Annotated in this window: 11 protein-coding genes; 7 read left to right on the plus strand and 4 right to left on the minus strand. The window is 60.2% G+C overall.

Going from position 1 to position 13,714, the window contains the following annotated elements; all coding sequences use genetic code 11:
- Window positions 1-51: 51 nt before the first annotated feature.
- Complete coding sequence (locus Q1A07_RS05775) at window positions 52-537, minus strand: class I SAM-dependent methyltransferase (protein WP_299778607.1); 486 nt, start codon at window positions 535-537, stop codon at window positions 52-54.
- 172 nt (window positions 538-709) lie between these two features.
- Between Q1A07_RS05775 and Q1A07_RS05780 the strand changes: the two genes are divergently transcribed.
- The 5 genes from Q1A07_RS05780 to Q1A07_RS05800 all read left to right on the plus strand — a co-directional run bounded on the left by Q1A07_RS05780 (window position 710) and on the right by Q1A07_RS05800 (window position 7,890).
- A complete protein-coding gene (locus Q1A07_RS05780; protein ID WP_299778609.1) occupies window positions 710-2,482 on the plus strand; it encodes an ABC transporter ATP-binding protein in 1,773 nt (590 codons plus the stop codon).
- A complete protein-coding gene (locus Q1A07_RS05785; RefSeq protein WP_299778611.1) occupies window positions 2,475-4,394 on the plus strand; it encodes an ABC transporter substrate-binding protein in 1,920 nt (639 codons plus the stop codon). Before Q1A07_RS05780 ends, Q1A07_RS05785 begins: the two co-directional genes overlap by 8 nt.
- Window positions 4,391-5,419, plus strand: coding sequence for an ABC transporter permease (locus tag Q1A07_RS05790; protein WP_299778613.1), 1,029 nt, complete (start codon window positions 4,391-4,393; stop codon window positions 5,417-5,419). The genes Q1A07_RS05785 and Q1A07_RS05790 overlap by 4 nt, the downstream gene beginning before the upstream one ends.
- Window positions 5,416-6,570: an ABC transporter permease gene (locus Q1A07_RS05795; protein WP_299778615.1), complete on the plus strand. Its 1,155-nt coding sequence runs from the start codon at window positions 5,416-5,418 to the stop codon at window positions 6,568-6,570. The genes Q1A07_RS05790 and Q1A07_RS05795 overlap by 4 nt, the downstream gene beginning before the upstream one ends.
- Window positions 6,571-6,714: 144 nt before the next feature.
- Complete coding sequence (locus tag Q1A07_RS05800) at window positions 6,715-7,890, plus strand: MFS transporter (protein ID WP_299778617.1); 1,176 nt, start codon at window positions 6,715-6,717, stop codon at window positions 7,888-7,890.
- Window positions 7,891-7,927: 37 nt separating this feature from the next.
- Here Q1A07_RS05800 and Q1A07_RS05805 read toward each other — a convergent pair whose 3' ends face one another.
- Window positions 7,928-8,401, minus strand: coding sequence for a GNAT family N-acetyltransferase (locus Q1A07_RS05805; RefSeq protein WP_299778619.1), 474 nt, complete (start codon window positions 8,399-8,401; stop codon window positions 7,928-7,930).
- 156 nt (window positions 8,402-8,557) lie between these two features.
- The gene (locus Q1A07_RS05810) at window positions 8,558-9,448 is read right to left on the minus strand and encodes an SRPBCC family protein (protein WP_299778621.1); all 891 of its coding nucleotides are present in this window, start codon (window positions 9,446-9,448) and stop codon (window positions 8,558-8,560) included.
- Between the two features lie 111 nt (window positions 9,449-9,559).
- Between Q1A07_RS05810 and Q1A07_RS05815 the strand changes: the two genes are divergently transcribed.
- On the plus strand, window positions 9,560-10,366 hold the full coding sequence (locus Q1A07_RS05815) for a helix-turn-helix domain-containing protein (protein WP_299778623.1): 807 nt from the start codon (window positions 9,560-9,562) through the stop codon (window positions 10,364-10,366).
- Between the two features lie 408 nt (window positions 10,367-10,774).
- Window positions 10,775-11,098: a LysR family transcriptional regulator gene (locus Q1A07_RS05820; protein WP_299778625.1), complete on the plus strand. Its 324-nt coding sequence runs from the start codon at window positions 10,775-10,777 to the stop codon at window positions 11,096-11,098.
- A gap of 66 nt (window positions 11,099-11,164) precedes the next feature.
- On the opposite strand, the gene Q1A07_RS05825 is transcribed toward Q1A07_RS05820, so the two are convergent.
- Complete coding sequence (locus Q1A07_RS05825) at window positions 11,165-13,468, minus strand: mechanosensitive ion channel family protein (RefSeq protein WP_366944026.1); 2,304 nt, start codon at window positions 13,466-13,468, stop codon at window positions 11,165-11,167.
- Window positions 13,469-13,714 lie beyond the last annotated feature (246 nt).

A 13,714-nucleotide genomic window follows, 5' to 3' on the forward strand; every position in this document is an offset into this window, starting at 1 on the left:
GTCGGCGTCAGGGTTTCGCAGAAACCGGCGAAGCGCAAGGCCCCTTGCGGCTCACCTTTGATAGATGAAACACCGTCCCGGCACCGCATCCGGTGGCAAGGCAATCTCCTGCAGGTCATCGAAATACATCCGGTCGCTGGATACCATCAACCCGTCGGGGGCCAGCAGCGGCGCGACAACAGGGGAGAGCTTGCGCGCGAATGTATCGTTCTTCTCCGCATTGTGCCCCCCCAGATCGGCGTGGATCAGACGCGCGGTTGGACCAAACCGCGCGAGCGCTTGGGGCAGCGTGTCAAAGACATCGCCCAGAAAAACCTGCGCATCCGGCGGCGTGCTGTCCGGGTGAGAGGCCACCGCCCGTTCGAACACATAGATATCCTGCGCAGGCAGGATGCTGCACATGTGATGATACGTCCGCCCATTGCCCAACCCCAACTCGTAAACCGGCCCCGCCATGTGTTGCGTCAACGCGGCGGCGTGGTTCAGGCAGGCGCGTTGCGACACCATACGGTCGATGAAGAGGTCGAGGCGGCTCATGAGGTCTCCCTTTGCAGAAATGTCATGTTCAAATGCCTCTTTTCCATCAAAATTGGTAGTAGAAAGGCACTCAAACATCTGTGTGCTGGACGCGAGGCGGGAAATCGCGTTGACTGACTGAACTGGACGACGGGTTTTAGGGACGAATGCGTAACAAGGAAGAGACAAGGACGTGGTAACGCCCCTGCTGGATGTGCGCGATCTGAGCATCGGCTTCGGGTCGGCGGATGCGGTTGTGCGCGACGTCAGCTTTCAGGTGATGCCCGGCGAGACACTGGCGCTTGTGGGCGAAAGCGGGTCTGGCAAGACGATCACCTGCCGGTCCGTTCTGCGCATCCTGCCCCAGGCGGCACAAATCCGCAGCGGTGTCATCAACTACAGCGCCGGTGGCAAGACCTGCAACCTGCTGACCGAGTCGCGCCGCACCATGCGCTCGATCCGCGGCAATCAAATCTCGATGATCTTTCAGGAACCGATGCGGTCGCTATCGCCGCTGCACCGTCTGGGGGATCAGGTCGGCGAAGTGTTGCGGCTGCACCGGGACATGCGCCCCGGCGAGGCGAAAAAGACGGTTCTGGACACATTCGAACGGGTTGGTTTCCCCGATCCCACGCGGGTCTGGCGCTCCTATCCGTTTGAGATGTCAGGCGGCATGCGGCAGCGCGCGATGATCGCCATGGCGATGGTGGCCAAGCCGGAACTGCTGATCGCGGATGAACCCACGACGGCGCTGGACGTGACCACGCAAGCGCAGGTCTTGGGGCTGATCAAGGAGTTGCAGCAGGAAACCGGCATGGCGGTGATCCTGGTCACCCATGATCTGGGTGTGGTGGCCAACATGGCAGAGACCGTTGTGGTCATGAACAAGGGCCGGGTGATGGAACGCGGCCCGGCGCCTGCCGTGCTGGGATCCCCCGCGCATGGCTACACCAAGAAACTTTTTGCCGCAGCGCCCATGATCCCCGAGGTGGCAGCACCCGCCCGGGCGGAAACGAGCGACGATCTCATTCTCGATCTGCGCAATGTCTCGAAGACCTACACCATGCGGGCGGGCGGCTGGCGCAAACCGGTGACCATAACTGCCTGTCACGAGGTGAACCTTTCACTGCAACGCGGTAAAACGCTGGCCGTTGTGGGGGAGAGCGGGTCCGGCAAAACCACCTGTGCGCGGATCGCATTGGGCGCAGAGCTGCCCGACCCCGGTGGCGAGGTCCTGTTCCGCCCGACCAAAGATGCGGATCAGGTGAAAATCAACGCGATGTCGCAGCTAGAACGTATCCATTTTCAGCGCCAGGCGCAGATGGTGTTCCAGGACCCCTATTCATCGCTGTCGCCGCGTATGCGGGTGCAACAGGCCCTGACCGAACCCATGGAAATCCACCAGTTGGGCACCCGCGCCGAACGCCGCGAGAAAGCCGCAGAGATGTTGCGCTGGGTCGGACTCGATGCGTCCATGCTCAGCCGCTATCCGCATGCCTTCTCCGGCGGGCAGCGTCAGCGGCTGTCGATTGCCCGCGCGCTGACGCTCGATCCGGTTCTGCTTGTCTGCGACGAGCCCACATCGGCGCTGGACGTCTCGGTGCAGGAACAGATTCTCTGCCTGCTTGAGGACATACGCGACCGTGTGGGGCTAAGCTATCTCTTCATCAGTCACGATCTGGCGGTGGTCGCCCGTATCGCCGACGAGGTGGCCGTGATGCGCCAGGGCGTGATCGTTGAGCAGGCGCCACCCGACACGCTCTTTTACAACCCGCGCCATCCCTACACCTGCGCACTGATCGCGGCACAACCCGAGCCGGATGTGAACCGGCCCATCGACCTCGGGCTGGTGTCGCAGGGTGCTGGCAAACCGTCAAGCTGGCCCGAAGCCTTCCGGTTTGAAGGGGTCGCCGCGCCTGCGTTGACGGAACTGGAACCCGGTCACAAGGTACGCTGCCATGTCTAGAGCCTTTGCCATTCTCCTGCTGACCCTTCTTGCTCTTACTGCGCGGGCGGAACAACCAATCATGGTCGAAAGCAGCTTTTGGCAAAGCGAAGTGAAAAACGGCATCCTGCCACCGGTGACCCAGCGCATGCCGACAGAACCGCTTGTCGTTGATCTGGAGGCAAAGGGGCGCAGCTTTGGCGAACATGGCGGCACATTGCGCACGCTGGTGTCCCGCTCTAAGGACGTGCGTCAGATGGTTGTCTACGGCTACGCCCGTTTGATGGGCTACGACCAGAACTACGAGCTTTACCCCGACATCCTGCGCGATATTGAGGTCGAGGAAGGACGCAAGTTCACCCTGCACCTGCGCAAAGGCCATCGCTGGTCCGATGGTCACCCCTTCACCTCCGCCGATTTCGAATACTACTGGAAACACGTGGCGCTGAACGAGGAGCTCAGCCCCGCGGGCCCGCCGCAAAACCTGATCGTCGATGGGGTGCTGGCGGAGATGAGTTTCCCCGACGCCCATACGGTGGTGATCGAATGGCCCACGCCGAACCCGCAATTCCTCCAGCTTCTGGCCCAGGCCAGCCCGTTTTTCATTTACCGCCCCGCGCATTATCTCAAGCAGTTTCATGCGGAATTCACCGACGCCAAGACCCTGAGAAGAAAGATCAAAAAGGCGCGGGTGAGGGCCTGGGCCCCGCTGCACAATGACCGCGACAACATGTTCAAATTCGATAATCCGGACCTGCCGACACTGCAGCCCTGGATGAATGCCTCCGGCACCAAGTCGAGCCGCCATGTCTTTGTGCGCAACCCCTACTATCACCGCGTGGATTCGCGGGGGCTGCAACTGCCCTACATCGACGTGGTGGAGATGACGATCGTCGGCGGCGGATTGATCGCCGCCAAGGCCAATGCTGGCGAGGTCGATCTGCAGGCACGCGGCCTCGATTTCCCGGATATCTCGATCCTGAAGAAGGGCGAGACGGATGGCGCGGGCTATCGCACATTGCTCTGGGCCAATGGGGCGGCGAACCAGATCGCCATCTACCCCAACCTCAATTTCGCCGACCCGGTCTGGCGTGAGGTGATCCGCGATGTGCGCTTCCGCCGGGCGCTGTCGATGGGCATCGACCGCCGCATGATCAACCGGGCGCTGTACTTCGGGCTGGCCAAGGAGGGCGGCATGACCGCGCTGGCCAAAAGCCCGTTTTTCGATCCGGCAAACCTCTTCAAATGGTCGATTTATTATCCGGCCAAATCCAATGCGCTTTTGGATGAGATGGGCCTGACCGAGCGCACGCCTGACGGGATCCGCAAGCTGCCCGACGGACGCCCGATGGAATTCGTGATCGAGACGGCAGGGGAACGGCAGGAGGTCGAGAACGCTCTCGCCATCGTCACCGACACCTGGCGCGAGATCGGGATCAAGCTGGTGATGCGCCCGCTGGATCGGGATATTCTGCGCAACCGGGTCTATTCCGGCCTCAGCATGTCCGCGGTCTGGTTCGGTTGGGACAACGGGCTGCCGCAGACCTATACGCCGCCGGAATACCTCGCGCCGACGCATCAGGAGTTCTTTGCCTGGCCGAAATGGGGCCAATACTACCAGACCGGCGGCGAGGTCGGCGAGGCGCCGGACATGCCCGCAGCGGAACGGCTGATGCAGCTGAGCTGGGATTGGGACCACACCGAAGACACCGACGCGCGGGCACGCATCTGGCGAGAGATGCTGGCCATTCACGCGGAAAACCAGTTCGGCATCGGCATTCTGGCCGAAGCCCCGCAACCGATTGTGGTCTCGAACCGGCTGCGCAACGTGCCCGAACAGGCGAAATGGGCCTGGGACCCCGGCGCTCATTTTGGTATCCACCGGGTGGATGAATTCTATTACGACGAACCGTTCCAGCAGCTCATCCAATGATGTTTCTGCGCTATGCCATCTATCGGTTCATCACGATGCTGCTCACCCTCTGGGTGGTCTCGATCCTGATCTTCGTGATCATCAACCTGCCCCCCGGTGACTATCTCTCCAACCAGATTGCCGAACTGCGCGCCACAGGTCAGGCCGAAGGGGTGGCCAAGGCCGAGTTCCTGCGCACCGAATACGCACTCGACCGTCCAATCTGGGAGCAATACCTGATCTGGGTCGGCATGGCGCCGGGACCACAGGGCTGGTACGGGCTGATCCAGGGCAATTTCGGCTGGTCTTTCGAGTTCGACCGTCCCGTCAGCGAAGTCGTCGGCGACGCGCTCTGGCTGACGGTGCTGGTGAACCTCGCCGCCGTGCTCTTTGTCTATATGGTCGCCCTGCCCCTTGGCGTGATCGCCGCCGCCAAGTCCGAAACCTGGGTCGATTACACCGCCGCCTTTGTCGGCTATCTTGGGCTGGCCACGCCGAACTTCCTGCTCGCGCTGATGCTGTTTTACTATGGCAACAAGTATTTCGATCTGCCCATCGGCGGGCTGATGGCGCCCGAATTCGAGGGCGCGCCGATGTCCTGGGAGAAAGTCAGATCCATCCTCGTGCATCTGATCGTGCCGACCTTCGTGATCGGCACCTCGGGGGCAGCGGCGATGATGCAGCGTCTGCGCGCCAATATGCTCGATGAGTTGTCGAAGCCCTACGTGGAGACCGCCAAGGCCAAGGGTCTCGGCCCCTCGAAACTGCTGGCCAAATACCCGCTGCGCATGGCTTTCAACCCCTTCGTGGCCGACATTGGCAATCTGCTGCCCGCGATGGTCTCGGGCTCGGTGCTGGTCTCCGTGGTGTTGGGCCTGCAGACCATCGGTCCCTCGCTGCTCACAGCCCTCAAGTCGCAGGACCAGTTCCTCGCAGGCTTCGTGCTGATGTTCGTGGCCCTGCTCACGCTGATCGGCACCATGATCTCTGACCTTCTGCTGGTCCTGCTTGATCCGCGCATCCGCTACGGGGCGCGCGGCTCATGAAGAAACTGCCCGATGGCCGCTATGTGGACGAGGCGCCCTGGTCCGACGACCAGGACCTTTCGGCGCTTGAGCGCTCAGACATGGACGCGCCAAACTGGGTGCTTGTCTGGCGCAAGTTCAAGCGGCACCGCCTCGGCCTGATCTCAGGCATCTTCCTGCTGCTGAGCTACCTGATGCTACCCATCGCAGGCTTCATCGCGCCCTACACGCCGAACGAACGCAGCGCCGAGTATCTCTATGCGCCGCCGCAATCCATCAACTTCTGGCACGAGGGCGACTTCATCGGGCCCTATGTCTACCCGACCACGGCGACCGCCGATCTGGTCAACTACCGCTGGACCTACGAGACCGACACGACGCGGCCAATGCCGCTGCAGTTCTTCTGCGAAGGCGATCGCTACAACCTTTTTGGGTTCATCCCGTCTGATACCCATCTCTTCTGCGCCCCCGAAGGCGCCACCGTCTTTCTCTGGGGCTCCGACCGGCTGGGCCGCGATGTGTTCAGCCGCATTCTCTACGGCGCGCAACTGTCGCTGACTGTGGGCCTGATCGGCATCACGGTTTCCTTTGCTTTGGGCATCTTCTTTGGCTCCATCGCCGGGTACTTCGGCGGCAAGACCGACTGGATCATCAACCGCGCCATTGAAATCCTACGCTCGCTGCCGGAACTGCCGCTCTGGCTCGCCCTTTCCGCTGCTGTGCCCTCGAATTGGGGGCCGGTCGCCGTCTTCTTCATCATCTCGATCATCCTCGGTATCCTTGACTGGCCGGGGCTCGCGCGGGCTGTTCGAAGTAAATTCCTCTCGCTGAGAGAGGAGGAATATGTCCGCGCTGCTGAGATGATGGGGGCCAAGCCGGGCCGGGTGATCCGGCGCCACCTGCTGCCCAACTTCATGTCGCACCTCATCGCCTCAGCGACGCTGTCGATCCCCGCCATGATCCTCGGCGAGACCGCACTCAGCTTTCTTGGCCTTGGTCTCCGCGCACCGGCGGTCAGCTGGGGCGTGATGCTGAACGATGCCCAGAACCTCGCCTCCATCGAAATCTACCCTTGGACGGCGATCCCGATGCTGCCGATCATCTTTGTGGTGCTGGCGTTCAACTTTCTTGGCGACGGGCTGCGCGCCTCGCTCGATCCTTACAAAAGCTGAAGCTTTACCCAACCTTGGACGTAGGTTCTTCAGCCCGAAGCTGAAGCAGTGGCCGAGTTTTTGCGTTTCGGCCTCATTCTGTCGTTGCGCTCTCCGCGTTGGTCGGTGAGGTAGAGCAGGTCCCTGCACGAGCGGTCTTTGATCATGTTGAATGCCAAATACACAGCGCTTCTTACATTTCTGACCCTGCTGTTCTGCGGCACGCTGTGCAGTGCGATGATCATACCCTTCATGGGCTTCTTTCTGGTCGAAGGCCTGGGGTACGAACCCTGGATCATCAGTGTCTATTCTGTCCTCGCGATCAGTCTGACGCTGACTGCCAACAGACAATTCGCCCACCGCATTGATCGCGGTGACCGGGTCTTTCCGCTGGTCGGTCTGGCGGCCCTGGGATATGCGGTGGCATCTTCCGCGCTTGCTGTCTCCCCCGCGCTTTGGACGGTCCTGACCTTTGGCGTTATCGGATTTGGCATCAGCTCAAGCGCGGTCTCGACGATGTTCAGCCTCGGCGGCAGCCTTGCAGAGCGGCGCCACATCGAGCGCAGTCGCTTCAACGCCTATATGCGCGCGACTTCCTCCACCGCCTGGATGCTGGGCCCGGCCGCGACCTTCCTCATCGCGGATCTTATCACTACCGAGGCAGTGTTTGTCGCTACTCTCGGCACGTCGATGATCTGGATCGCCCTTTGGTGGTTGACGCTGCCGCGCGACATCACGGCAGAAGCAAAGCCCAAACAGCAAGAGGCGGGCAGCGTCATAGGCGCATCGCGCCGTCTCTGGCTGGCAGCGATATTTATCTTTTGCTTGTCATCGGCGCATTCGCTGACATTCTCCGCACTGCCGATTTTTTATGTACAGGAAGTCGGCTTGCCGGGCTACGCGCCCGGTGTCGCGTTCAGCGTCAAAACATTTGTCGAAGTCATCGCGATCTTCTGCACGCCGATGATCATCGCCCGGTTCGGCATACGCCGCGCGCTCTTGGCCACCGCCTGTCTCGCCGTGGTGACGATCCAGTTGCTGGCCTCGGTGCAATCCCTGCCGCAGATGCTGGCCGGCGCGGCGCTGGAAGGCCTCTACTACGGATTCTACGCCAGCCTTGGCATCAGCTACGTGCAGTCCTTTGCCAAGGATCGCCCCGCCGGCGCTACAGCACTCTATTGGAACACGCTCATGGTCAGCGGTTTGCTGGCCGGCCCGGTGGTCGGTCTTGTGGCACAAGCTTATGATTTTCAAACCGTCGTGCGCCTCGCATCCGGCGTTGCTCTGCTCGCCTGCGCCGTGCTGCTGTTCAGCCGACCGCGTGCGGAGGTCGCAACGTAGCGCACCAAGATCCTGTGTCCGGCGTCTGCAATGACGGTCAGGACGTCTCCAGGCGGTACTTGCGAAATGGCTCACCGTCATATTCGATCTCGCCAACGAAAACGGCCCCCAGTCGATGAAGCCCGCCGAGGTGTTCGCGAGACGGAGGCAACAGAAAGGTCACGAAAGGGATGCGCTCATCCGCAGTGGCGAAGGTCATCGCCCTTCTTGAGATGGGCAGCCCCAGCCCAAAGGCGTCCGGTTTCAAGACCAGACCGTAGTCCCATTCATCACCCTCTTTCTGAAAGCCGCCCCACCCAACGTACCGGTTGCCGGACAGGAAGGCCCAATGCCCAAGTCCATCCCGCGCCCAATACGCTTCCTTGTTGGCAATGAACTCACGCGCAGCCTTGGCATCCCACGTAGAGGTCAGCAACGGCATGTGTTCCGCAACCCGCCGGTCAGACATATGCGCCGCAATTTCTTGCGGGTCGACCTCGGATAATCGCGCAAATTTAATCTCGTGTTTCAAACCAACCTCCAGCCACGCTCAAGCTTCAAGGCGAGATTTGGCCACTTTGCAAGCACGCACTGCCAAGAAACCGGAACGATTTAGCCGCGTGGCGTCCGGCGCTACGCGGATGCGCAAAGCCGGGATGACGCCCGACTTGGGTCTCGGATGTCGAAACTATCCCTGCGCCTCACGCTCCATGCGCGACGCCCAGGCGTCCGCCAGATCAATCAGAACGGTCTTGAATTGTTGTCTGGCGATCAGGGTAAACAGCCATCTGGTCAGGATGTTGCCCTTTGGCTTTGCAATGATCTCGATGCTGAATTCCGATCCGTCCCGGACCGGTTTGACCAGCCATTTGCCGGATAACTCCGATATGGGATAGGGATAGTCTTCGACCTCGGTGTGGATGCGAAATCCAAAGGCACGTCCCGGCACGAAAAGATCGCATGTCTCCTCCCAACTCTCGCCTTTTGGACCGTGACAGCGTCGCTTCATGCCCATCCCCTGGCCAGATAACACCTCGACCTTGGTGATATTGTCGGCGACGTCAGCATAGCCAGGATGATCGGTCATAACGTCCCAGACGGTTTCGGTTGGCGCCTTCACCTCCCGTCTGACCGTCGCGATGAGGGTTCCGTTCTTTGACCTGACATCCGCGACAGGGATTGGTTTCACGATTTTTGCCGCTCCCGCAAATTGCGCAGTTGCAAAAAATGCGACGGCCATGGCGACAACGGTGATCAGGGAAATGCCGGCCGTCGTCAGCAACGGGCCGAAGAAGGCGATGATGACGACGCTGGCAATCACCCACAGCACGTCCAGTAGGACGATCTCGTTCACCGATCGCCTGCTGACAAATCGGTTCTTCGCCAACAAAAAGAGGAGCGCTGCGAAACCGAGCAGCCCGACACCCAAAACACGAAGGCCAATTGGTGCCCAGTCTGGCGGCTGCGTAAAAATCAATGGCGACAAAGCGCCAGCAGCGGCCAGCAAGGCAAGACCGCAAAGCGCCGAATACTGGCTGTTGAGTTTCAGGAACAGGCGCGCGGTTGCCGAATGGGTCATGACGTATCCTTCAAAAACTGAAATTCGCTGACATGGCTCCCATCGATGGCGCGCGGTCTCAATTACCTCGAATGTAATGGATCGACGGATTTTTGGATGCGATAACGGGGCATGGACATCACGATAAACAGACCTCAGGGCGCTTTCGGATCCTTGCTCAGGTCGTGGCGCAACAGGCGACGCCTCAGCCAGCTTGACCTCGCCCTGGATGCGGGTCTGTCGCAGCGGCACATCAGCTTTCTGGAGACCGGCAGATCGCAGCCCAGCCGCTATGCCGTGCGCCAGATCTGTGAAGCCCTGCAAATGCCCGCAGCTGAACATGATGTGATGCTGGTGTCCGCAGGGTTTGCGCCCCAGGCCGCAGATGCCACCTGGAATGCGGATGTCCGGGCTGCGGTGCACGCTTCCATTGATCACGTCCTGGCAGGGCACGACCCATTTCCCGCCGTTGCAATTGATCGCATCTGGAACCTGCAAAAGGCGAACAAGAGTGCTGAGATCTTCTTTGCGCGCGCGGGAGGAACCGGACAAGCCAATCTGCTGCTGGAGATCATGTCTCCGGGCCTGCTGCGCGATACCATCACCAACTGGGCAGAGGTAACGCAGGCCCTGTTTCGGTTGGTCGATCTGGAGGTTACCCGCCGCCCCCATGATATGGATGGCAGGCGGCTTCTGGATCAGCTGAAATCACTGCCCGGCGTAGCGGATGCCATTGCGGACCAGCCGCGAGAACACCCCGCGCCTGTTGTTACTGTGGAGTTTCTGATCGACGGCGCAGAACTGCGCCTGTTTTCGCTTATTGCAACCATCGGGATGAGCATGGACGCAACACTGGACGATCTGCGCATCGAAACCCTGCTTCCCGCGGACGAAAAGACCCGGCGCTGGTTTGACGGTTTGCGGCGGTCGGCTTCCTAACAGCCCGGCTTTTGCGACAGACATCATATGCCTGCGCGAGCCCGTCAGAACCGGACGGAAAGGCGGTCAGGATATGCTGTCAGTGTGGATCAGGCGCAACCATCTCACGCCGGATCACCGAGCCAAGCGCGCCCTTGCCAATGGTACACGCAGACTAATGCGGCACAGCGCTGCCAGCGGACGGCGGACACCAGAAACAACAGGGCGTGCGCCGCCTTTGCGCTGACGCAACTCGACGTCCAATTCTGTAGAGCCTGCACGTTCCTTTTGATATGCCGTGAGCTTAGTATATGACCCGTGCAGGCGTTGGGGCGGGCATCATGAGGGATCTCCTTGCAAGACTGCCTCATAGCTAATCTGCGGCCCTACGGCCCATCAGCCTCCGAAACCGGAGGTGGACTTGCACACATGAAAACCGGACCTGACTGGAAAGATCTCGCCTATTTCTCTGCCATTGCCCGCGCTGCCGAGACCCTGGGCGTCAGCGCAGCAACCCTCGGCCGCCGGGTGAAGGCCTTTGAGGCCGGTCTCGGGCGGCGGCTCTTCCTGCATAGATCCGACGGTTACACGCTGACCTCAGGTGGTCGGGCGCTGGTGCAACATACCCGCAGCATGGAAAAGGCCCGCGCCCAGATCGATAACTGGCCGGGACAGGTTGGACGGTCCGGTTTGTGTGTGTGCATACGCGCAGCACCCGACGCCATCGCAGGCAAACTAAAACAACGTCCCTGATGACGCTCTTCATTGCCAAGAAAGGGGCCGCAACGCAGATTGGTGATCTATACCGGCGCCACGGTGCTACCTGTCGTCCCCGCCGTCGTCGCCATCAAGCAGCTCTTCTTCGATCTGCGCCTGCGCTGCTGCGGTGACGGCCTTCTTGTCTTCCTCAGAGAGCTCTTCGACCTTGCCGTCGGCCAGACGCACTGTCACTTCCTTATGTGCGAACTTGACCCCCTCACGCTCGAAGAGCGCGCGGATTTCTTCGTAGACCTTCTTGCGCACCAACCACTGGTCGCCCGGCTTGGTCATGAATTTCACGCGGATGATCATCGCGGAATCCTGCATCTCGATCACGCCCTGCGATTTCAGCGGCTGGATGAAATTCTCACCGATCACCGGATCGTCCAGCAATTCAACACCCAGTTTCTTGATCAGCTTGCGCACCTTCTCCACATCTGTGTCATAGGTCACACGCAGCGGCAGTTTCATGATCACCCAGTCGCGCGAATAGTTGGTCATCACCTGTATTTCACCAAAGGGAATGGTGTGCAGCGCGCCCAGGTGATGGCGCAGCTGGAAGGACCGCACAGAGATCTTTTCCACCGTGCCCTTCACCCCGCCGATGTCGAGGTATTCGCCCTTGCGGAAGGCATCGTCGAACAGGAAGAACCCGCCCGAGAAGATATCCCGCACCAGCGCCTGAGAGCCAAAACCAACGGCGACGCCCACCACACCGGCCCCCGCAAAGAGCGGGCCGACATTGACGCCCATTTCCAGCAGGATGATCAGCCCAATGGTCACCAGAACAACAATCAGGATGAAATTGCGAAAGAGGGGCAGCAATGTCGCCAACCGGCTGGCACCTGTGCCACCGCCATCGCCGCCCAGGTCCTCCTCGCTCACATCACCCTGCTCCTCAAGGATCTTGTTGTCGATCCAGATGCGGAACGCGTGATAGACAATGTACCCGATGAAGATGATCACCATGATGTCGAGCAGCTGCGTCGCGGCGCTCTCGACCATCTCGGCGGAATTGTTGTCCCAGATGTAGAAGAACGCGTAGACACCCGCGACAAAGGCCAGAATACCCGCGACCCGTCGCGCCAACGCCTCGAAGGAGCTCAGTGCGTGGCGCGGGCGCAGTTGGCGCGCTTCCTCCGCCAGTTCCGCGGTCTCCTCAGGCGTCAGATTGTCTTCTGCCTGCGCCTCGTTCAACTCCCGCAGGGCGCGGGCGCGCTGAAAACTGCGCTCAATCATGTAGTTGATGACGCCGTAGACCACGATGATCGACATCAGGATCATATACGCCCCGCCGATCAGCGGGATCGACGAGGGGTTGCCCAGCACCAGATCATAGGTCAGTTCGAACCACGCGAAGATCACGTAGAAGACCACCACAGGTGCCCAGATCGTGGTGAGCAGTTTGATGGTCCAGCTCAACTCGCCCACCGGTGTGCCGTTGCGCATGGCCTTGGAAATGGCCTGGCGGTTGACCAGGACCATGAGGATGTTGAGCAGCACGACCACCGCCGACATCACCGAGGACAGGAAGGCGTAAACGTCGTAGTTCAGCCCCAGCTCACCGATCCAGACGCCGAAGAGGATCGCGGTGACATCCACCGTCGCCAGCACCCACAGCCAGAAATAGAGGCGCTTGGCATCCCGGGTGGACATCACCGGAATGCGGTATTGCTCCAGGTAGGGCGACAGGACCATACGCCAGAGGTTCGCCACCAGACGACAGACAAAGTACCCGGTGTTGATCACGCTGACGGTGAACTGCATCGCCTTGTCTTCGAGCGGGCCAAAGATGAGCGCGCCAAGGATATAGGCGACCAGCATGGAGATAAGAATGCCTATCACGCCCATGAAAAAGCGGAAAACGAGGAAGGGCATCTTTTCCGAATACCCCACCGGCTTTTCACGAATGCGGGAGACCACGAAGTTCTTCACGATCCGCTTGCCATAGACCTGGCTTTCAAACACCATCCCGATGGCGAACAGCAAAAGAGAGACCAGCAACGCCTTGGTAAAGGCCCAGATCGTGCCATCCGGGCTGGTGGCGCGCAGGATATAGAGCACTTCGTTAAAGGCATTCGGCAGGTCGAGCACCCGCTCTACCAGTGCTGCGCGGAAATCAACAAGCGCATCCTGCGCTTTCATCAGGTTGGAGCCCTCGGAGCTTTCGGCATCCGGCACCGCCTCAGGTGTGGGTGTTGTCAGGACCTGCCCATCGCTGTCTATGACCACCACGCCGACCCCATTCTCGGCTGCCTGCTTCATGATTTCCGATATCTGGTCGCCGCTTTCGGCAGCCGCGTCAGAACCGCCGCTGAACAAGGATCCGACACCCTGCGCATGCAGCGGAGCGATAAAGAGCACTGTTGCCAGCAAAAAACAGCAAACCAAGGACAGGAAATCTGAAACGCGCATAAAAACGGCCCGAAACGTTAACAATTGGGAATGAACGGTAGGGGAGGCGAAGGACCATTGCAATTGCACATCATCGCAAACTCTGGCGATCAGTCGTGTTTTGCACCTGAATAACTTTTATGCCAAAGAGGGAAAGACCGTGGGCAACGCCCCAGCAAAGACGCAAGGACTGGCCGATGCGGCTGACACTCCCTC

Origin of the sequence: uncultured Roseobacter sp., from assembly GCF_947492555.1 — a bacterium.
GTDB lineage: Bacteria > Pseudomonadota > Alphaproteobacteria > Rhodobacterales > Rhodobacteraceae > Roseobacter.

Excerpts from the sequence above, each read along its gene's own strand:
- Q1A07_RS05815 (WP_299778623.1), top strand. The coding sequence starts at position 9,560 with ATGGACATCACGATAAACAGACCTCAGGGCGCTTTCGGATCCTTGCTC.
- Q1A07_RS05800 (WP_299778617.1), top strand. The coding sequence starts at position 6,715 with ATGTTGAATGCCAAATACACAGCGCTTCTTACATTTCTGACCCTGCTG.
- Q1A07_RS05795 (WP_299778615.1), top strand. The coding sequence starts at position 5,416 with ATGAAGAAACTGCCCGATGGCCGCTATGTGGACGAGGCGCCCTGGTCC.
- Q1A07_RS05820 (WP_299778625.1), top strand. The coding sequence starts at position 10,775 with ATGAAAACCGGACCTGACTGGAAAGATCTCGCCTATTTCTCTGCCATT.
- Q1A07_RS05785 (WP_299778611.1), top strand. The coding sequence starts at position 2,475 with ATGTCTAGAGCCTTTGCCATTCTCCTGCTGACCCTTCTTGCTCTTACT.
- Q1A07_RS05790 (WP_299778613.1), top strand. The coding sequence starts at position 4,391 with ATGATGTTTCTGCGCTATGCCATCTATCGGTTCATCACGATGCTGCTC.
- Q1A07_RS05810 (WP_299778621.1), bottom strand. The coding sequence starts at position 9,448 with ATGACCCATTCGGCAACCGCGCGCCTGTTCCTGAAACTCAACAGCCAG.
- Q1A07_RS05775 (WP_299778607.1), bottom strand. The coding sequence starts at position 537 with ATGAGCCGCCTCGACCTCTTCATCGACCGTATGGTGTCGCAACGCGCC.